Origin of the sequence: Enterobacter sp. SES19 (genome assembly GCF_011765665.1) — a bacterium.
In the GTDB taxonomy this organism is placed as follows: domain Bacteria; phylum Pseudomonadota; class Gammaproteobacteria; order Enterobacterales; family Enterobacteriaceae; genus Enterobacter; species Enterobacter pseudoroggenkampii.
The window spans coordinates 1,361,642-1,381,575 of record NZ_CP050320.1; the positions used below are offsets into that span (position 1 = coordinate 1,361,642).

Annotated in this window: 18 protein-coding genes; 17 read left to right on the forward strand and 1 reads right to left on the reverse strand. The window is 54.2% G+C overall.

All coding sequences use genetic code 11. The features are described 5' to 3' along the window. Positions 1–8 precede the first annotated feature (8 nt). Entirely contained in the window at positions 9–1,292 is a 1,284-nt protein-coding gene (locus GXP72_RS06400; protein ID WP_023334930.1) for a citrate synthase, read from the reverse strand. Positions 1,293–1,931: 639 nt separating this feature from the next. On the opposite strand from GXP72_RS06400, the gene sdhC reads away from it, so the two are divergent. The 17 genes from sdhC (at position 1,932) to tolB (ending at position 19,907) form a co-directional block, all read left to right on the forward strand. Further along, positions 1,932–2,336 carry a succinate dehydrogenase cytochrome b556 subunit gene (sdhC, locus tag GXP72_RS06405; protein WP_020684965.1) on the forward strand — a complete coding sequence of 135 codons (405 nt, stop codon included), beginning with the start codon at positions 1,932–1,934 and terminating at the stop codon, positions 2,334–2,336. Beyond that, on the forward strand, positions 2,330–2,677 hold the full coding sequence (sdhD, locus tag GXP72_RS06410) for a succinate dehydrogenase membrane anchor subunit (RefSeq protein WP_008501088.1): 348 nt from the start codon (positions 2,330–2,332) through the stop codon (positions 2,675–2,677). The genes sdhC and sdhD overlap by 7 nt, the downstream gene beginning before the upstream one ends. After that, complete coding sequence (gene sdhA / locus GXP72_RS06415) at positions 2,677–4,443, forward strand: succinate dehydrogenase flavoprotein subunit (protein WP_022650618.1); 1,767 nt, start codon at positions 2,677–2,679, stop codon at positions 4,441–4,443. Before sdhD ends, sdhA begins: the two co-directional genes overlap by 1 nt. A 15-nt stretch (positions 4,444–4,458) precedes the next feature. Continuing rightward, complete coding sequence (gene sdhB / locus GXP72_RS06420; RefSeq protein WP_008501090.1) at positions 4,459–5,175, forward strand: succinate dehydrogenase iron-sulfur subunit SdhB; 717 nt, start codon at positions 4,459–4,461, stop codon at positions 5,173–5,175. A 233-nt stretch (positions 5,176–5,408) separates the two neighbouring features. Further along, entirely contained in the window at positions 5,409–8,216 is a 2,808-nt protein-coding gene (sucA, locus tag GXP72_RS06425; protein ID WP_032649515.1) for a 2-oxoglutarate dehydrogenase E1 component, read from the forward strand. Between the two features lie 14 nt (positions 8,217–8,230). Beyond that, positions 8,231–9,451 (forward strand): 2-oxoglutarate dehydrogenase complex dihydrolipoyllysine-residue succinyltransferase, encoded by a 1,221-nt coding sequence (odhB, locus tag GXP72_RS06430; RefSeq protein WP_008501093.1) that lies wholly within the window; start codon positions 8,231–8,233, stop codon positions 9,449–9,451. A gap of 117 nt (positions 9,452–9,568) precedes the next feature. Next, positions 9,569–10,735, forward strand: coding sequence for an ADP-forming succinate--CoA ligase subunit beta (sucC, locus tag GXP72_RS06435; protein ID WP_006809579.1), 1,167 nt, complete (start codon positions 9,569–9,571; stop codon positions 10,733–10,735). Next, complete coding sequence (gene sucD, locus GXP72_RS06440) at positions 10,735–11,604, forward strand: succinate--CoA ligase subunit alpha (protein WP_008501094.1); 870 nt, start codon at positions 10,735–10,737, stop codon at positions 11,602–11,604. Before sucC ends, sucD begins: the two co-directional genes overlap by 1 nt. A 730-nt stretch (positions 11,605–12,334) precedes the next feature. Beyond that, positions 12,335–13,903 (forward strand): cytochrome ubiquinol oxidase subunit I, encoded by a 1,569-nt coding sequence (gene cydA, locus GXP72_RS06445; RefSeq protein WP_048990050.1) that lies wholly within the window; start codon positions 12,335–12,337, stop codon positions 13,901–13,903. 15 nt (positions 13,904–13,918) lie between these two features. Continuing rightward, positions 13,919–15,058, forward strand: coding sequence for a cytochrome d ubiquinol oxidase subunit II (cydB, locus tag GXP72_RS06450; protein WP_023334940.1), 1,140 nt, complete (start codon positions 13,919–13,921; stop codon positions 15,056–15,058). 14 nt (positions 15,059–15,072) lie between these two features. Further along, positions 15,073–15,186: a cytochrome bd-I oxidase subunit CydX gene (gene cydX, locus GXP72_RS06455; RefSeq protein WP_003858598.1), complete on the forward strand. Its 114-nt coding sequence runs from the start codon at positions 15,073–15,075 to the stop codon at positions 15,184–15,186. Beyond that, a complete protein-coding gene (gene ybgE / locus GXP72_RS06460) occupies positions 15,186–15,476 on the forward strand; it encodes a cyd operon protein YbgE (protein ID WP_008501100.1) in 291 nt (96 codons plus the stop codon). Before cydX ends, ybgE begins: the two co-directional genes overlap by 1 nt. Before the next feature lie 148 nt (positions 15,477–15,624). Beyond that, positions 15,625–16,029 carry a tol-pal system-associated acyl-CoA thioesterase gene (gene ybgC, locus GXP72_RS06465; protein ID WP_003858593.1) on the forward strand — a complete coding sequence of 135 codons (405 nt, stop codon included), beginning with the start codon at positions 15,625–15,627 and terminating at the stop codon, positions 16,027–16,029. After that, positions 16,026–16,718: a Tol-Pal system protein TolQ gene (gene tolQ / locus GXP72_RS06470; RefSeq protein WP_008501101.1), complete on the forward strand. Its 693-nt coding sequence runs from the start codon at positions 16,026–16,028 to the stop codon at positions 16,716–16,718. Before ybgC ends, tolQ begins: the two co-directional genes overlap by 4 nt. A 3-nt stretch (positions 16,719–16,721) precedes the next feature. Beyond that, a complete protein-coding gene (tolR, locus tag GXP72_RS06475) occupies positions 16,722–17,150 on the forward strand; it encodes a colicin uptake protein TolR (protein WP_003858589.1) in 429 nt (142 codons plus the stop codon). Positions 17,151–17,178: 28 nt separating this feature from the next. Then, positions 17,179–18,480, forward strand: a complete 1,302-nt coding sequence (tolA, locus tag GXP72_RS06480) for a cell envelope integrity protein TolA (RefSeq protein WP_048990051.1) — start codon at positions 17,179–17,181, stop codon at positions 18,478–18,480. Positions 18,481–18,614: 134 nt separating this feature from the next. Beyond that, positions 18,615–19,907, forward strand: coding sequence for a Tol-Pal system beta propeller repeat protein TolB (gene tolB, locus GXP72_RS06485; RefSeq protein WP_032649508.1), 1,293 nt, complete (start codon positions 18,615–18,617; stop codon positions 19,905–19,907). Positions 19,908–19,934: the final 27 nt, after the last annotated feature.

Consider the following 19,934-nt stretch of genomic DNA (forward strand, 5'->3'; position numbering starts at 1 on the left):
AACGTCGTTTAGCGCTTAATATCAGACTTAAAATCACGCTGCTCGTAGCCGGTATACAGCTGACGAGGACGGGCGATTTTCATGCCTTCGCTGTGCATTTCGTTCCAGTGCGCAATCCAGCCTACGGTACGGGCCATGGCGAAGATGACGGTGAACATGGAAGACGGAATGCCCATCGCTTTCAGAATAATGCCAGAGTAGAAATCGACGTTCGGGTAGAGTTTCTTCTCGATGAAGTACGGGTCGTTCAGCGCGATGTGTTCCAGCTCCATCGCCACTTCCAGCAGGTCATCTTTGGTACCCAGCTCTTTCAGCACTTCGTGGCAGGTCTCACGCATGACGGTGGCGCGCGGGTCGTAGTTTTTGTAAACACGGTGACCGAAGCCCATCAGGCGGAAGGAGTCATTCTTGTCTTTCGCACGACGCACAAACTCAGGAATGTGCTCAACGGTGCTGATCTCTTCCAGCATCTTCAGTGCCGCTTCGTTCGCGCCGCCGTGCGCCGGTCCCCACAGGGAGGCGATACCCGCAGCGATACAGGCGAATGGGTTCGCGCCTGAAGAGCCCGCGGTACGGACGGTAGAGGTAGAGGCGTTCTGTTCGTGGTCAGCGTGCAGGATCAGAATACGGTCCATCGCACGTTCCAGTACCGGGTTCACTTCGTACTCTTCGCACGGCGTGGAGAACATCATGCGCAGGAAGTTACCCGCGTAGGAGAGGTCGTTGCGCGGATACACAAACGGCTGGCCGATGGAGTATTTGTAGCACATCGCCGCCATGGTAGGCATTTTGGACAGCAGGCGGAACGCCGCGATATCACGGTGACGCGGGTTATTCACGTCAAGGGAGTCGTGGTAGAACGCCGCCAGCGCACCGGTAATCCCGCACATCACCGCCATAGGGTGAGAGTCACGACGGAACGCATGGAACAGACGGGTAATCTGCTCATGGATCATGGTGTGACGGGTCACGGTGGTTTTGAATTCATCGTACTGGGCCTGCGTCGGTTTTTCGCCGTTCAGCAGAATGTAGCACACTTCCAGATAGTTGGATTCGGTGGCTAACTGATCGATGGGGAAGCCGCGATGGAGCAGGATACCTTCGTCACCGTCAATGTAGGTGATTTTGGATTCGCAAGATGCGGTAGAGGTAAATCCAGGGTCAAAGGTGAACACACCTTTAGAACCCAGCGTACGGATATCAATAACATCCTGACCGAGCGTGCCTTTTAGCACATCCAGTTCAATAGCAGTGTCACCATTTAGGGTGAGCGTTGCCTTTGTATCAGCCATTTACGGTCTCCTTAGCGCCTTATGCTTAAGACTGCGCTTCACCGGATTTGCTTTCAGCTGTAAATCACCGTTACCAGATTGTTATTTGGCTTACCGCTCAGCTCACGAGGACAAACCAGGGTACAGAGCTATGGCGCCTTGCAGGTAAACGAATGAAATATCAGTGAAACAACAGCAAATCAGCGTTTTTGCAGTCCGAATTATTCAAACCTGTATATCACTAATAACTGTCCTGATAACTTCGGTCAATACCATCACACTGTTACATAACTATTTGTCAGGTGAAAGTGAGACCTCATAACTTTTGCGCATTATATGCCTTTTCTGATGACGTTTGTAACAATATTGTTTAACATTTGTCAAATCAGATGATTAAAAATTAAAAAGATGTTGTTATCGTGACCCTGATCACTGTTCCAGAGAAAACCCGACAAACTGTATGTAGGTTAATTGTAATGATTTTGTGAACGGCCTATACTGCCGCCAGGTCTCCGGAACACCCTGCAATCCCGAGCCACCCAGCGTTGTAACGTGTCGTTTTAGCATCTGGAAGCAATGTTTTGCATGACGCGCAGTTATAGAAAAGGAACGCTGCTTGACCCGCATCGCAGTCCGGAGGAAGGAAACAATAAGAACAGCATGTGGGCGTTATTCATGATAAGAAATGTGAAAAAACAAAGACCTGTCAATCTGGATCTCAAAACGATCCGGTTCCCTGTAACAGCAATAGCGTCCATTCTGCACCGTGTTTCTGGTGTGATTACGTTTGTGGCGGTCGGTATTTTGCTGTGGTTACTGGGCACCAGCCTCTCTTCCCCTGAAGGATTCCTCCAGGCCTCTGCCATCATGAACAGCTTCTTCGTGAAATTCATCATGTGGGGCATTCTGACCGCGCTGGCGTACCACGTCGTCGTGGGTGTTCGCCATATGCTGATGGACTTTGGCTATCTGGAAGAGACTTTCGAAGCCGGGAAACGCTCCGCTAACATTTCATTTGTGATTACAGTCGTGCTTTCACTTCTCGCAGGAGTTCTCGTATGGTAAGCAACGCCTCCGCATTAGGACGCAACGGCGTACATGACTTCATCCTGGTCCGTGCTACCGCCATCGTTCTCACCCTTTACATCATCTATATGATCGGTTTCTTCGCGACCAGCGGCACGCTGACGTGGGAAATCTGGAGTGGGTTCTTCGGATCCGCCTTCACCAAAGTGTTCACCCTGCTGGCTCTGTTCTCCATCCTTATTCATGCCTGGATTGGTATGTGGCAGGTGTTGACCGATTACGTTAAACCGCTGGCGATTCGCCTCCCGCTGCAGCTGGCCATTGTGGTTGCACTGGTGGTTTACGTTATTTATGGATTCGTTGTGGTGTGGGGTGTGTAATGAAACTGCCAGTCAGAGAATTTGATGCTGTTGTGATTGGTGCCGGTGGCGCAGGTATGCGTGCCGCACTGCAAATTTCCCAGAGCGGCCAGACCTGTGCGCTGCTCTCTAAAGTTTTCCCGACCCGTTCCCACACCGTGTCTGCGCAGGGCGGTATCACCGTTGCGCTGGGTAACTCCCATGAAGACAACTGGGAATGGCACATGTATGACACGGTAAAAGGTTCCGACTACATCGGCGACCAGGATGCCATCGAATATATGTGTAAAACCGGCCCGGAAGCGATTCTGGAGCTGGACCATATGGGTCTGCCGTTCTCCCGTCTGGAAAATGGCACTATCTATCAGCGTCCGTTTGGCGGCCAGTCGAAAAACTTCGGCGGCGAGCAGGCGGCACGTACCGCGGCGGCGGCTGACCGTACCGGTCACGCGCTGCTGCACACCCTGTATCAGCAGAACCTGAAAAACCATACCACCATCTTCTCCGAGTGGTACGCGCTGGATCTGGTGAAAAACGCCGACGGCGCAGTGGTCGGCTGTACCGCGCTGTGCATCGAAACCGGTGAAGTGGTTTACTTCAAAGCCCGCGCTACCGTGCTGGCGACCGGCGGCGCAGGCCGTATCTATCAGTCCACCACTAACGCCCACATCAACACCGGTGACGGTGTCGGTATGGCTATCCGCGCGGGCGTGCCGGTGCAGGATATGGAGATGTGGCAGTTCCACCCAACCGGTATCGCCGGTGCGGGCGTTCTGGTAACAGAAGGTTGCCGCGGTGAAGGTGGTTACCTGCTGAACAAACACGGCGAGCGCTTTATGGAGCGTTATGCCCCGAATGCGAAAGACCTTGCGGGTCGTGACGTGGTGGCGCGTTCCATCATGATCGAAATCCGTGAAGGCCGCGGCTGTGATGGCCCATGGGGTCCACACGCGAAGCTGAAACTCGACCATCTGGGTAAAGAAGTGCTGGAATCCCGTCTGCCGGGCATCCTGGAACTCTCCCGCACCTTTGCACACGTCGACCCGGTGAAAGAGCCGATTCCGGTTATCCCAACCTGCCACTACATGATGGGCGGTATTCCGACCAAAGTGACCGGTCAGGCGCTGACCGTGAACGAGCAGGGCGAAGACGTGGTTATTCCTGGCCTGTTCGCGGTAGGCGAAATTGCCTGCGTATCCGTACATGGTGCAAACCGTCTGGGCGGCAACTCCCTGCTGGACCTGGTAGTGTTTGGTCGCGCAGTGGGTCTGCATCTGCAGGAATCTATTGCCGAGCAGGGCGCGCTGCGTGACGCGACCGATGACGAAATTGATGCCTCTCTTGAGCGCCTCAACCGCTGGAACGGTAACCGTAACGGCGAAGATCCGGTGGAGATCCGTAAAGCGTTGCAGGAATGCATGCAGCACAACTTCTCGGTATTCCGTGAAGGCGATGCGATGGCCAAAGGCCTTGAGCAGCTGAAAGCTATCCGCGAGCGTCTCAAAAATGCCCGTCTGGACGACACCTCCAGCGAGTTCAACACCCAGCGCGTTGAGTGCCTGGAGCTGGATAACCTGATGGAAACCGCGTTCGCGACGGCAATGTCGGCAAACTTCCGTACCGAAAGCCGTGGCGCGCATAGCCGCTTCGACTTCCCGGAGCGTGATGACGAAAACTGGCTGTGCCATTCCCTGTATCTGCCAGAGTCGGAAACCATGACGCGTCGTAGCGTCAATATGGAACCGAAACTGCGTCCGGCGTTCCCGCCGAAGATTCGTACTTATTAATGCGGAGACAGGATAATGAAACTCGAATTCTCAGTTTATCGTTATAACCCGGATGTTGATGACGCTCCGCGCATGCAGGACTACACCCTGGAAGCGGAAGAAGGTCGCGACATGATGCTGCTGGATGCGTTAATCCAGCTGAAAGAAAAAGATCCAACGCTGTCGTTCCGCCGCTCCTGCCGTGAAGGGGTTTGTGGCTCTGACGGGGTGAACATGAACGGCAAAAATGGCCTGGCCTGCATCACGCCAATTTCAGCGTTGCAGCGTCCTGGTCAGAAAATTGTTATCCGTCCTCTGCCAGGCCTGCCGGTTGTGCGTGATTTGGTGGTAGACATGGGGCAATTCTATGCACAATATGAGAAGATTAAGCCTTACTTATTGAATAATGGGCAAAATCCACCCGCTCGCGAGCACTTACAGTCTCCAGAGCAGCGTGAAAAACTCGATGGGTTGTACGAGTGTATTCTCTGCGCATGCTGTTCAACGTCCTGCCCGTCGTTCTGGTGGAACCCGGACAAGTTTATCGGCCCGGCCGGTCTGCTGGCTGCCTATCGCTTCCTGATCGATAGCCGCGACACCGAAACCGACAGCCGTCTGGAAGGACTGAGTGACGCTTTCAGCGTATTCCGCTGCCATAGCATCATGAACTGCGTCAGTGTGTGTCCGAAGGGGCTCAACCCGACGCGCGCCATCGGCCATATTAAGTCGATGCTGCTGCAGCGCAGTGCGTAAGTAGTGAGAGGGGAGCGCTGTTCCCCTCACCCTGACCCTCTTCCAAAGGGAGAGGGAACAGATTGCAGAAACCTTTAAAAACTGCCCTGTACTACCCTGGAGTCCAGACAGTTTCTAAAGGTTCCTTCGCGGGCCAAATGAAAAGAGCTCGCAGGTGAACCCCGGCACGTACACGCGGTGTGCGTGGTAGTTTCTACGGCGAAAGTAAGCATAAAAATGCTTAAGGGATCACGATGCAGAACGGCGCAATGAAAGCCTGGCTGGACTCTTCTTACCTCTCTGGTGCGAACCAGAGCTGGATAGAACAGCTCTATGAAGACTTCTTAACCGATCCTGACTCAGTGGACGCAAACTGGCGTTCCATGTTCCAGCAGTTGCCTGGCACAGGGGTCAAACCGGATCAATTCCATTCCAAAACACGTGATTATTTCCGTCGTCTGGCGAAGGATGCCTCACGTTACTCTTCCGCGATTTCCGACCCTGACACCAATGCGAAGCAGGTTAAAGTCCTGCAGCTTATCAACGCTTATCGCTTCCGCGGTCACCAGCATGCGAATCTCGATCCGCTGGGACTGTGGAAACAAGACCGTGTGGCCGATCTCGATCCGGCGTATCACGATCTGACCGAGGCCGATTTCCAGGAAAGCTTTAACGTAGGTTCCTTTGCCATCGGCAAAGACACGATGAAGCTGGGCGATCTGATTGACGCGCTCAAGCAAACCTACTGCGGCTCCATCGGCGCGGAATACATGCACATTACCTCTACCGAAGAGAAACGCTGGATCCAGCAGCGCATCGAATCCGTAGCGGGCCACGCGACCTTCTCGGCTGACGAGAAAAAACGCTTCCTGAACGAACTGACCGCAGCGGAAGGGCTTGAGCGCTATCTGGGCGCGAAATTCCCGGGCGCAAAACGCTTCTCGCTGGAAGGCGGCGACGCGCTGGTGCCGATGCTGAAAGAGCTGATTCGTCACGCAGGCAAGAGCGGTACCCGTGAAGTGGTACTGGGTATGGCGCACCGCGGTCGTCTGAACGTACTGGTCAACGTGCTGGGTAAAAAACCACAGGACCTGTTCGACGAATTCGCGGGCAAACATAAAGAACACCTCGGCACCGGCGACGTGAAGTACCACATGGGCTTCTCGTCTGATATCGAAACCGAAGGCGGTCTGGTTCACCTGGCGCTGGCGTTTAACCCGTCACACCTGGAAATCGTCAGCCCGGTGGTTATCGGTTCCGTACGTGCGCGTCTGGATCGTCTGGACGAGCCAAGCAGCAATAAAGTGCTGCCAATCACCATCCACGGTGATGCGGCGGTAACAGGGCAGGGCGTGGTTCAGGAAACCCTGAACATGTCGAAAGCGCGTGGTTACGAAGTGGGCGGTACTGTTCGCATCGTGATTAACAACCAGGTGGGCTTCACCACCTCTAACCCGCTGGATGCGCGTTCTACCCCGTACTGCACCGACATCGGTAAGATGGTACAGGCGCCGATCTTCCACGTTAACGCGGATGACCCGGAAGCCGTTGCTTTCGTTACCCGTCTGGCGCTGGACTTCCGTAATACCTTTAAACGCGATGTGTTCATTGACCTCTTCTGCTACCGCCGTCACGGCCACAATGAAGCGGATGAGCCAAGTGCAACCCAGCCGCTGATGTACCAGAAAATCAAAAAACACCCAACCCCGCGCAAAATCTATGCTGACAAGCTGGAGAGCGACAAAGTGGCGACGCTGGAAGATGCGACCGAAATGGTCAACCTCTACCGCGACGCGCTGGATGCGGGTGAATGCGTGGTGAAAGAGCTGCGTCCGATGAACATGCACTCCTTTACCTGGTCGCCGTACCTCAACCACGAGTGGGATGAGAGCTACCCGAACAAGGTTGAGATGAAGCGCCTGCAGGAGCTGGCTAAACGCATCAGCACCGTACCGGACGCTATCGAGATGCAGTCTCGCGTGCAGAAAATCTACGCTGACCGTCAGTCCATGGCGGCAGGCGAGAAGCTGTTCGACTGGGGCGGCGCGGAAACGCTGGCTTACGCAACGCTGGTTGACGAAGGCATTCCTGTTCGTCTGTCCGGTGAAGATGCGGGCCGTGGGACCTTCTTCCACCGTCACGCGGTTGTTCACAACCAGTCCAACGGTTCAACCTACACCCCGCTGCAGCACGTGCACAACGGTCAGGGCCAGTTCAAGGTCTGGGACTCCGTGCTGTCTGAAGAAGCGGTACTGGCTTTCGAATACGGCTACGCCACCGCTGAACCACGCACCCTGACCATCTGGGAAGCGCAGTTTGGTGACTTCGCCAACGGCGCGCAGGTGGTTATCGACCAGTTCATCTCCTCCGGCGAGCAGAAGTGGGGCCGTATGTGTGGCCTGGTTATGCTGCTGCCGCACGGCTATGAAGGCCAGGGTCCTGAGCACTCCTCCGCGCGTCTGGAACGTTATCTGCAGCTCTGCGCCGAGCAGAACATGCAGGTCTGCGTGCCGTCTACTCCGGCTCAGGTGTACCACATGCTGCGTCGTCAGGCGCTGCGCGGTATGCGCCGTCCGCTGGTGGTGATGTCGCCAAAATCCCTGCTGCGTCATCCGCTGGCGGTGTCCAGCCTGGAAGAACTGGCGAACGGTACCTTCCAGCCGGCCATTGGTGAAATTGACGAGCTGGATCCGCAGGGCGTGAAGCGCGTGGTGATGTGTTCTGGTAAGGTTTATTACGACCTGCTGGAACAGCGCCGCAAGAACGATCAGAAAGATGTCGCCATTGTGCGTATCGAACAGCTTTATCCGTTCCCGCATCAGGCGATGCAGGAAGTGCTGAAACAATATGCTCACGTACATGATTTTGTCTGGTGCCAGGAAGAGCCGCTCAACCAGGGCGCATGGTACTGCAGCCAGCATCATTTCCGTGAAGTGATTCCATTTGGGTCAGCCCTGCGTTATGCAGGTCGCCCGGCCTCCGCCTCTCCGGCGGTAGGGTATATGTCCGTTCACCAGAAGCAGCAACAAGATCTGGTCAATGACGCGCTGAACGTCGATTAATTAAAGGATACAAAATGAGTAGCGTAGATATTCTTGTTCCCGACCTGCCTGAATCCGTAGCAGATGCGACCGTCGCTACCTGGCACAAAAAACCAGGCGATGCCGTTAAGCGCGATGAAGTGCTGGTAGAAATCGAAACTGACAAAGTGGTACTGGAAGTACCGGCTTCGGCGGATGGTGTTCTGGACGCGGTGCTGGAAGATGAAGGTACCACCGTCACCTCTCGTCAGATCCTGGGTCGCCTGCGTGAAGGCAACAGCGCGGGCAAAGAGTCCAGTGCGAAGTCTGAAGAGAAAGCCTCTACGCCGGCTCAGCGCCAGCAGGCTTCTCTGGAAGAACAGTCTAACGACGCCCTCAGCCCGGCGATCCGTCGCCTGCTGGCTGAACACAGCCTTGACCCGGCAGCCATCAAAGGCACCGGTGTAGGCGGACGTCTGACCCGCGAAGACATCGACAAACACCTGGCGAAAGCGCCTGCTCAGGCAGAAGCGAAAGCCCCTGCGGCAGCACCAGCAGCTCAGCCTGCTCTGGGCGCCCGCAGCGAAAAACGCGTGCCGATGACTCGCCTGCGTAAGCGCGTGGCCGAGCGTCTGCTGGAAGCGAAAAACTCCACCGCGATGCTGACCACCTTCAACGAAGTGAACATGAAGCCAATCATGGACCTGCGTAAGCAGTACGGTGACGCGTTTGAAAAACGTCACGGTATCCGTCTGGGCTTTATGTCCTTCTACGTGAAAGCGGTAGTTGAAGCGCTGAAACGCTACCCGGAAGTGAACGCGTCTATCGATGGCGATGACGTGGTTTACCACAACTATTTCGACGTCAGCATGGCGGTTTCTACCCCACGCGGCCTGGTAACGCCGGTTCTGCGTGATGTGGATACCCTGGGGATGGCTGACATCGAGAAAAACATTAAAGAGCTGGCTGTTAAAGGCCGCGACGGCAAGCTGACCGTAGACGATCTGACCGGCGGTAACTTCACCATTACCAACGGCGGCGTATTCGGCTCGCTGATGTCTACCCCGATCATTAACCCGCCGCAGAGCGCGATCCTGGGTATGCATGCCATTAAAGATCGCCCGATGGCGGTAGACGGTAAAGTTGAGATCCTGCCAATGATGTATCTGGCGCTCTCTTACGACCACCGCCTGATCGACGGCCGCGAGTCCGTGGGCTTCCTGGTAGCGATTAAAGAGCTGCTGGAAGATCCAACGCGTCTGCTGCTGGACGTCTAGTGACTATTTAGCATCACCTGCCCTGTAGGCCGGATAAGCGTAGCGCCATCCGGCACACAGACTGCGCCGGTCTACAGGTTTGAAGATAACGATTACCCTGAAGGATGGATAGAACACATGAACTTACATGAATATCAGGCCAAACAGCTGTTTGCCCGGTATGGCTTACCGGCTCCGGTGGGTTATGCCTGTACTACCCCGCGTGAAGCAGAAGAAGCTGCATCTAAAATCGGTTCCGGCCCGTGGGTAGTTAAGTGTCAGGTTCACGCTGGTGGCCGTGGTAAAGCGGGCGGTGTGAAGGTTGTTAAGAGTAAAGAAGAGATTCGTGCGTTTGCTGAACATTGGCTCGGCAAGCGTCTGGTGACCTACCAGACAGACGCGAACGGCCAGCCGGTTAACCAGATCCTGGTTGAAGCGGCGACCGACATCGCGAAAGAACTGTACCTGGGCGCGGTTGTTGACCGTAGCTCCCGTCGCGTGGTGTTCATGGCGTCTACCGAAGGCGGCGTGGAAATCGAAAAAGTGGCGGAAGAGACCCCGCACCTGATCCACAAAGTGGCTATCGATCCGCTGGCGGGTCCAATGCCTTACCAGGGTCGCGAGCTGGCGTTCAAACTGGGTCTGGAAGGTAAACTGGTTCAGCAGTTCACCAAGATCTTCATGGGTCTGGCAACCATCTTCCTGGAGCGCGATCTGGCGCTGATCGAGATTAACCCGCTGGTGATCACCACCCAGGGCGACCTGATCTGCCTCGACGGCAAGCTGGGCGCTGACGGCAACGCGCTGTTCCGCCAGCCGGATCTGCGCGAAATGCGCGATCAGTCTCAGGAAGATCCGCGTGAAGCGCAGGCTGCACAGTGGGAGCTGAACTACGTGGCGCTGGACGGCAACATCGGCTGCATGGTTAACGGTGCGGGCCTGGCGATGGGCACCATGGACATCGTTAAGCTGCACGGCGGTGAGCCAGCAAACTTCCTCGACGTGGGCGGTGGCGCAACCAAAGAGCGCGTAACCGAAGCGTTCAAAATCATTCTCTCCGACGACAACGTGAAGGCCGTTCTGGTTAACATCTTCGGCGGTATCGTCCGTTGCGACCTGATCGCCGACGGTATCATCGGTGCGGTAGAAGAAGTGGGTGTTAACGTTCCGGTTGTTGTACGTCTGGAAGGTAACAACGCTGAACTCGGCGCGAAAAAACTGGCTGACAGCGGCCTGAATATTATTGCAGCGAAAAGTCTGACGGATGCAGCTCAGCAGGTTGTTGCCGCAGTGGAGGGGAAATAATGTCAGTTTTAATTAATAAAGATACCAAGGTTATCTGCCAGGGCTTCACCGGTAGCCAGGGGACTTTCCACTCCGAACAGGCGATTGCCTACGGTACGCAGATGGTTGGCGGCGTAACGCCAGGTAAAGGCGGCACCACCCACCTGGGCCTGCCGGTGTTCAACACCGTGCGTGAAGCCGTAGAAGCGACGGGCGCAACCGCGACCGTGATCTACGTTCCGGCGCCGTTCTGCAAAGACTCCATTCTGGAAGCGATCGACGCAGGCATCAAACTGATCATCACCATCACAGAAGGCATCCCGACGCTGGATATGCTGACCGTGAAGGTAAAGCTGGATGAAGCAGGAGTGCGCATGATCGGCCCGAACTGCCCTGGCGTTATCACCCCGGGCGAATGCAAAATCGGCATCATGCCGGGCCACATTCACAAGCCGGGCAAAGTGGGCATCGTGTCCCGTTCCGGTACCCTGACCTATGAAGCCGTTAAGCAAACCACCGACTACGGCTTCGGCCAGTCCACCTGCGTGGGCATCGGCGGTGACCCGATCCCGGGCTCTAACTTCATCGACATCCTGAAGCTGTTCCAGGAAGATCCACAGACCGAAGCGATCGTGATGATCGGTGAGATCGGTGGTAGCGCGGAAGAAGAAGCGGCTGCTTACATCAAAGAACACGTGACCAAGCCAGTTGTGGGTTACATCGCGGGTGTGACTGCGCCGAAAGGCAAGCGTATGGGTCACGCAGGCGCGATCATCGCCGGTGGTAAGGGTACGGCTGATGAGAAATTCGCAGCGCTGGAAGCCGCAGGCGTGAAAACCGTTCGCAGCCTGGCGGATATCGGCGAAGCACTGAAATCCATCATTAAGTAAGTCCTCTCTGCTCCCCGAAAGGGGGGCGTTGCAGTATAAAAATGTCCGTTTCGACATGGTTGGCCGCTGTAAAGCGGCCTTTTTTATTGCCTGCCGGGCGTCATGCAATAGTCACAAACAGGTGTTAATTAGAGAGGATGTAAAAGTAAAATAATTGTTATTTATTTGCCTTAAAGAGAGCAGATGGAAAAAAACGAAAAACCCACTAAAATTTATGTCCTGAATAAATCGGCATTCAGACTACTAAGTTAATAAAAATCACTTCTGTTTATATTCACCCGTCGATTCGATAACCTTAATTGTATTTTATATACATATCTTTAACATGGTCTTTACTATGTTCACCGCATCAAAACACAATTAACATAACAGACTGTTTTTGATTTAAATCAATGTTTAATGTTTGGAAAAACACACCAAAAGGCGCTAAATTGTCCCCGATCAAAATGGCCGAAAAGTGGTAATTTTGCTATAAATTGATCACCGTCGAAAAACGTAAATGTGATTCAATAAAAACCTGTTTATTGTAAGGGTTTTGCAGCGTATTATATTTGCGGGATCAATTTGAGTTTTTTATTAACGTATTTGTAACCTCACGTCATCGTTTTTATCCTCCTTTAGGGTAATAACGACGACAAGGATGCGAATAATTTGTATTGGGGCATGCGTGTGGATCTCTTTCTGACGGGGTTCACTCTCGGAGTCTTCATGCGATGAGCAAGGAGTCATGATGTTAGATATAGTCGAACTGTCGCGCTTACAGTTTGCCTTGACCGCGATGTACCACTTCCTTTTTGTGCCACTGACGCTCGGTATGGCGTTCCTGCTGGCCATCATGGAAACGGTATACGTTCTCTCCGGCAAACAGATTTATAAAGATATGACCAAGTTCTGGGGCAAGTTGTTTGGTATCAACTTCGCACTGGGCGTGGCAACCGGTCTGACTATGGAGTTCCAGTTCGGGACTAACTGGTCTTACTATTCCCACTATGTAGGGGATATCTTCGGTGCGCCGCTGGCCATTGAAGGTCTGATGGCATTCTTCCTCGAATCCACCTTTGTAGGTCTGTTCTTCTTCGGTTGGGACCGTCTGGGTAAAGTCCAGCATATGGCGGTGACCTGGCTGGTGGCATTAGGTTCGAACCTGTCCGCGCTGTGGATCCTGGTGGCGAACGGCTGGATGCAGAACCCGATCGCGTCTGATTTCAACTTCGAAACCATGCGTATGGAGATGGTCAGCTTTGCCGAGCTGGTCCTGAACCCGGTTGCGCAGGTTAAATTCGTTCACACCGTCGCTTCTGGCTATGTGTGCGGCGCAATGTTTATCCTGGGTATCAGTTCTTACTACATGCTGCGCGGTCGTGACTTCGCGTTTGCTAAGCGCTCCTTTGCTATCGCGGCAAGCTTCGGTATGGCTGCAATCCTCTCTGTTATCGTTCTGGGTGATGAATCCGGTTACGAAATGGGTGACGTGCAGAAAACCAAACTGGCCGCCATCGAAGCCGAATGGGAAACCCAACCGGCGCCTGCGGCCTTTACGCTGTTCGGTATTCCGGATCAGGACGCGCAGCAAAACCACTTCGCGATTCAGATCCCTTACGCGCTGGGTATCATCGCCACCCGTTCTGTTGATAAGCAGGTGACGGGGCTGAAAGAGCTGATGGTTCAGCACGAAGAGCGTATCCGTAACGGTATGAAAGCCTACTCGCTGCTGGAACAGCTGCGTGCCGGTTCTACCGACCAGGCCGTTCGCGACCAGTTCAATAACGTGAAGAAAGATCTGGGTTACGGTCTGCTGCTGAAGCGCTATACCCCGAACGTGTCTGATGCGACAGAAGCACAGATCCAGATGGCAACCAAAGACTCGATTCCACGCGTTGCGCCTCTGTACTTCGCATTCCGTATCATGGTGGGCTGCGGCATCATCATGCTGCTGATCATTGCGGCGTCCTTCTGGTCCGTGATTCGCAACCGCATCGGCGAGAAAAAATGGCTGCTGCGCACTGCGCTGTACGGTATTCCACTGCCGTGGATCGCAATCGAATCCGGCTGGTTTGTGGCGGAGTATGGCCGTCAGCCATGGGCGATTGGTGAGGTACTGCCAACGGCGGTAGCGAACTCCTCCCTGACAGCGGGCGACCTGATCTTCTCCATGCTGCTGATTTGTGGTCTGTACACCCTGTTCCTGGTAGCTGAACTGTTCCTGATGTTCAAGTTCGCGCGCCTTGGCCCAAGCAGCCTGAAAACCGGTCGCTATCACTACGAGCAGTCCACTGCGACTACTCAGCCGGCACGCTAAGACAGGAGTCATCAAATGATCGATTATGAAGTATTGCGTTTTATCTGGTGGCTGTTGATCGGCGTTCTGCTGATCGGTTTCGCCGTCACGGATGGTTTCGACATGGGGGTGGGGATGCTCACCCGTTTCCTCGGTCGTAATGACACCGAGCGTCGAATCATGATCAACTCCATCGCCCCACACTGGGACGGTAACCAGGTGTGGCTGATCACCGCAGGCGGCGCGCTGTTCGCTGCCTGGCCGATGGTCTACGCGGCTGCGTTCTCCGGCTTCTACGTGGCGATGATTCTGGTGCTGGCTTCTTTATTCTTCCGTCCGGTCGGTTTCGACTACCGTTCCAAGATTGAAGACACCCGCTGGCGCAACATGTGGGACTGGGGCATCTTCATCGGTAGCTTCGTTCCACCGCTGGTCATCGGCGTGGCGTTCGGTAACCTGCTGCAGGGCGTGCCGTTCCACCTGGACGAGTACATGCGTCTCTACTACACCGGTAACTTCTTCCAGCTGCTGAATCCGTTTGGTCTGCTGGCCGGCGTAGTGAGCGTGGCGATGATCATCACTCAGGGCGCAACCTACCTGCAGATGCGTACGGTTGGTGAACTGCACCTGCGTTCTCGCGCGACGGCTCAGGTCGCTGCGCTGGTCACGCTGGTCTGCTTCGCACTGGCTGGTGTGTGGGTGGTGTACGGCATTGATGGCTACGTGGTGACGTCTGCGATTAACCATACTGCGCCGTCTAATCCGCTGACCAAAGAAGTGGCGCGTCAGGCAGGTGCATGGCTGGTGAACTTTAACAATACCCCTGCGCTGTGGGCTATTCCGGCTCTGGGCGTATTGCTGCCGCTGCTGACCGTGTTGACGTCCCGTCTGGAGAAAGGCGCTCTGGCGTTCGTGTTCTCATCACTGACCCTGGCGTGCATCATCCTGACATCGGGTATTGCGATGTTCCCATTCGTCATGCCATCCAGCACCATGCTGAATGCTAGCCTGACCATGTGGGATGCAACGTCCAGCCATATGACGCTGAACCTGATGACATATGTTGCTTGCGTATTCGTTCCGATTGTTCTGGCCTACACCATCTGGTGTTACTGGAAAATGTTCGGTCGCATCACGAAAGAACATATCGAAAGCAACACCCACTCTATGTACTAAGTAAGGAGCTGAATATGTGGTATTTCGCATGGATTTTAGGGACGCTTCTTGCCTGTGCATTTGGTGTCATCACTGCCCTGGCGCTTGAGCACGTAGAAGCGACCAAAGCGGGTGAAGAAAAACACTGATGAATATTATCGCGAAACTTTACGCGGTAATGGACAAGCGCCCGTTACGGGCGCTTTCTTTAGTGATGGCATTACTGCTGGCAGGTTGTATCTTCTGGGACCCTTCGCGCTTTGCAGCGAAAACCAGCGAGCTTGAAATCTGGCACGGCTTCCTCATTATGTGGGCGGTGTGTGCAGGTGTGATCCACGGCGTGGGCTTTCGTCCGAAAGCCGTTCACTGGCAGGGAATTTTTTGCCCGCTGATTGCCGATCTGGTGCTTCTCGCCGGTTTGATTTTCTTCTTCTTCTGAATAAGAAATGTCCGTTAACGTTATGGGCTTACCCGAGCCCATAAAAATTTACTCTCCGTTTACTTTCCCCCATTCCCAACCCTCTTTCCCGCGCGTATAGTAGCGAAGTTTAAAAGCATTAACTTTTGTTGCATTACCGGGATGTAAAGTGAATACAACGCTGTTTCGATGGCCGGTTCGTGTCTATTACGAAGATACCGATGCCGGTGGTGTGGTTTACCACGCCAGCTACGTTGCTTTTTATGAACGGGCACGCACAGAGATGCTGCGCCATCATCACTTTAGTCAACAGGTACTGTTGGCTGAGCGAGTTGCCTTCGTGGTTCGCAAGATGACGCTTGAGTATTTTGCGCCTGCCAGACTCGACGATATGCTCGAAGTCCAAACTGAAATTACATCAATGCGCGGGACCTCACTGGTTTTCACGCAGCGGATAGTCAACGCAGAGAATACCGTACTGAACTCAGCTGAAGTACTGATTGTTTGTGTTGATCCAACCATAATGAAGCCTCGTGCGCTTCCTAAGTCTATTGTCGCGGAGTTTAAGCAGTGACTGACATGAATATCCTTGATTTGTTCCTGAAGGCAAGCCTTCTGGTTAAACTTATCATGTTGATTTTGATTGGTTTTTCAATCGCATCCTGGGCCATCATCATCCAGAGAACGCGTATCCTCAATGCCGCTGGCCGTGAAGCTGAAGCGTTTGAAGATAAGTTCTGGTCGGGTATTGAGCTTTCTCGTCTGTATCAGGAAAGCCAGGGACGCCGTGAAAACCTTACAGGCTCCGAGCAAATTTTTTATAGCGGTTTCAAAGAGTTTGCCCGTCTGCATCGTGCAAACAATCATGCGCCGGAAGCGGTGGTGGAAGGTGCCTCGCGTGCGATGCGCATCTCTATGAACCGCGAGCTGGAAAACCTTGAAACGCATATTCCTTTCCTCGGCACTGTCGGTTCCATCAGCCCGTATATCGGCCTGTTTGGTACCGTGTGGGGGATCATGCACGCCTTTATCGCGCTGGGCGCGGTGAAGCAGGCGACGTTGCAGATGGTTGCACCGGGTATCGCTGAAGCACTGATTGCGACCGCTATCGGTCTGTTTGCGGCAATTCCGGCGGTTATGGCATACAACCGTCTGAACCAGCGTGTGAACAAACTGGAACTGAACTACGACAACTTTATGGAAGAGTTCACTGCGATTCTGCACCGTCAGGCGTTTACCAGCACCGAGAGCAACAAGGGGTAAACCATGGCCAGATCGCGTGGACGAGGTCGTCGCGAGCTCAAGTCCGAAATCAATATCGTTCCACTGCTGGACGTCCTGTTGGTACTGCTGCTGATCTTCATGGCGACAGCGCCAATCATTACCCAGAGCGTGGAAGTGGATCTGCCGGATGCGACAGAATCACAGGCGGTGAGCACCAATGACGATCCTCCGGTTATCATTGAGGTTTCCGGCGTAGGGCAATACAGCGTCGTGGTAGAGAAAGATCGTATGGATCAGCTGCCGCCTGAGCAGGTGATTGCTGAAGCGCAGCGTCGCCTGGAGTCAAATCCGAAAACGGTCTTCTTAATCGGTGGCGCGAAAGACGTACCCTACGATGAAATTATTAAAGCGCTGAACTTGCTACATAGTGCGGGTGTTAAGTCAGTTGGCTTAATGACCCAACCTATTTGATCATCCGCGTAGTTTTTGGGAACCGATAGTGTCAAAGGCAACCGAACAGAACGACAAGCTTAAGCGAGCGATAATCGTCTCCGCAGTGCTGCACGTTATTCTCTTTGCAGCGCTGATCTGGAGTTCGTTCGACGAGCATATTGATGCATCAGCCGGCGGCGGTGGAGGCTCTTCCATTGACGCCGTGATGGTGGATCCCGGTGCGGTAGTACAGAACTATAATCGCGAACAACAGCAGAAGGCGAGTGCCAAACGGGCTGAAGAACAGCGTGAAAAACAGTCGCAACAGCAGGCGGAAGAGCTGCGTGAAAAGCAGGCCGCAGAGCAGGAACGTCTGAAGCAGCTTGAGAAAGAACGTTTGCAGGCGCAGGAAGCCGCAAAAGAGCAGGCGGAACAGCAGAAACAAGCCGAAGAGGCCGCGAAGAAAGCACAGGAACAGCAAAAGCAGGCGGAAGAGGCGGCAGCAAAAGCCGCAGCGGACGCGAAAGCACAGGCTGATGCCCAGGCAAAATTAGCGGCAGAAGCGGCGAAGAAAGCCGCGGCTGATGCTCAGAAGAAAGCTGAAGCGGAAGCGGCGAAGAAAGCTGCTGCAGATGCTCAGAAGAAAGCTGAAGCGGAAGCCGCGAAGAAAGCCGCTGCTGATGCTCAGAAGAAAGCCGAAGCGGAAGCCGCGAAGAAAGCCGCTGCTGATGCTCAGAAGAAAGCTGAAGCGGAAGCCGCGAAGAAAGCCGCTCAGGACGCAGAGAAGAAAGCTGCTGCCGAGGCCGCTAAGAAAGCGGCTGCTGCTGAGAAAGCGGCAGCAGAAAAAGCAGCTGCCGCGGAAAAAGCCGCTGCTGATAAAAAAGCTGCAGCTGAGAAGGCCGCTGCCGATAAGAAAGCCGCTGCTGAAAAAGCGGCTGCTAAAAAGGCTGCCGCCGCTGAAAAAGCTGCTGCTGCCGCAGGGGTTGACGATCTTCTGGGCGATTTGAGCTCCGGTAAGAATGCACCGAAAACGGGCGGTGGGGCGAAAGGAAACAACGCAGCGCCGACCGGAAGTGGTAACACTAAGAGTAACGGTGCGACCGGGGCTGAAATCAACGGTTATGCCGCGCAGATTAAATCCGCTATTGAAAGCCGATTCTATGATGCGTCTTCCTATACCGGTAAAACGTGTACATTGCGTATAAAACTGGCTCCGGACGGCATGCTGCTGGATATCAAGTCGGAAGGTGGCGACCCGGCTTTATGTACTGCGGCCCTGGCTGCAGCGCGTCAGGCGAAGATGCCGAAACCGCCGTCTCAGGCAGTTTACGAAGTCTTCAAAAATGCGCCGCTGGACTTCAAACCTTAAGTTACATTTTCCCCGTGCAAACGGGGAAAAATAGACCAGGTTTAGTCACAGGGTTCGGGTAGTTTTGTCTATTTGAGTTTGTTAACATTCTGCTAAATTATCGTGGGTAAGGTTACCCGGATAAGGGAGATATGATGAAGCAGGCATTACGTGTAGCATTTGGTTTTTTAATGCTGTGGGCAGCAGTACTGCACGCAGAAGTACGTATCGAGATCACCCAGGGGGTGGACTCGGCACGCCCAATCGGTGTTGTTCCATTCCAGTGGGCCGGTCCTGGCGCTGCACCTGAAGATGCCGGTGGCATCGTGGCGGCTGACCTGCGTAACAGCGGTAAATTCAACCCGTTAGATCGTTCTCGTCTGCCTCAGCAGCCGGGTAGCGCGCAGGAAGTACAGCCTGCAGCATGGTCTGCACTGGGTATTGATGCCGTGGTAGTGGGTCAGGTTACGCCTAACCCGGACGGCTCTTACAACGTGGCCTGGCAGCTGGTGGATACCGGCGGTGCACCGGGTACCGTTCTGGCTCAGAACTCTTACAAGGTTACTAAGCAGTACCTGCGCTACGCGGCTCACGCTGCCAGCGATGCGGTATTCGAAAAACTGACCGGCATTAAAGGTGCGTTCCGTACCCGTATTGCTTATGTGGTGCAGACCAACGGTGGTCAGTTCCCGTATGAGCTGCGCGTATCTGACTACGACGGCTACAACCAGTTCCTGGTGAAACGTTCTTCACAGCCGCTGATGTCTCCAGCCTGGTCTCCGGACGGTTCTAAACTGGCGTATGTCACCTTCGAAAGTGGCCGTTCAGCGCTGGTTATCCAGACGCTGGCAAACGGTGCTGTTCGTCAGGTAGCATCTTTCCCACGTCACAACGGTGCGCCTTCGTTCTCTCCGGACGGTTCTAAACTGGCGTTTGCGCTGTCAAAAACCGGTAGCCTGAACCTGTACGTGATGGACATTGGCTCTGGCCAGATCCGTCAGGTGACCGACGGTCGCAGCAACAACACCGAACCTTCATGGTTCCCGGACAGTCAAAACCTGGCGTTTACCTCTGACCAGGCTGGCCGGCCACAAATCTATAAAGTCAACATCAACGGCGGTGCTCCGCAGCGTATTACCTGGGAAGGTTCGCAGAACCAGAACTCAGACGTGAGCAGCGACGGTAAATTTATGGTAATGGTGAGCTCCAACGGTGGGCAGCAGCACATTGCCAAACAAGATCTGGTAGCGGGTGGCGTTCAAGTTCTGTCGTCAACGTTCCTGGATGAAACGCCAAGTCTGGCACCTAACGGCACGATGGTAATCTACAGCTCTTCTCAGGGGATGGGATCTGTGCTGAATCTGGTTTCTACAGATGGGCGTTTCAAAGCGCGTATTCCGGCAACTGATGGACAGGTAAAATCTCCTGCCTGGTCGCCGTATCTGTAAATAATAATTAATTGATTACTAAAGGAA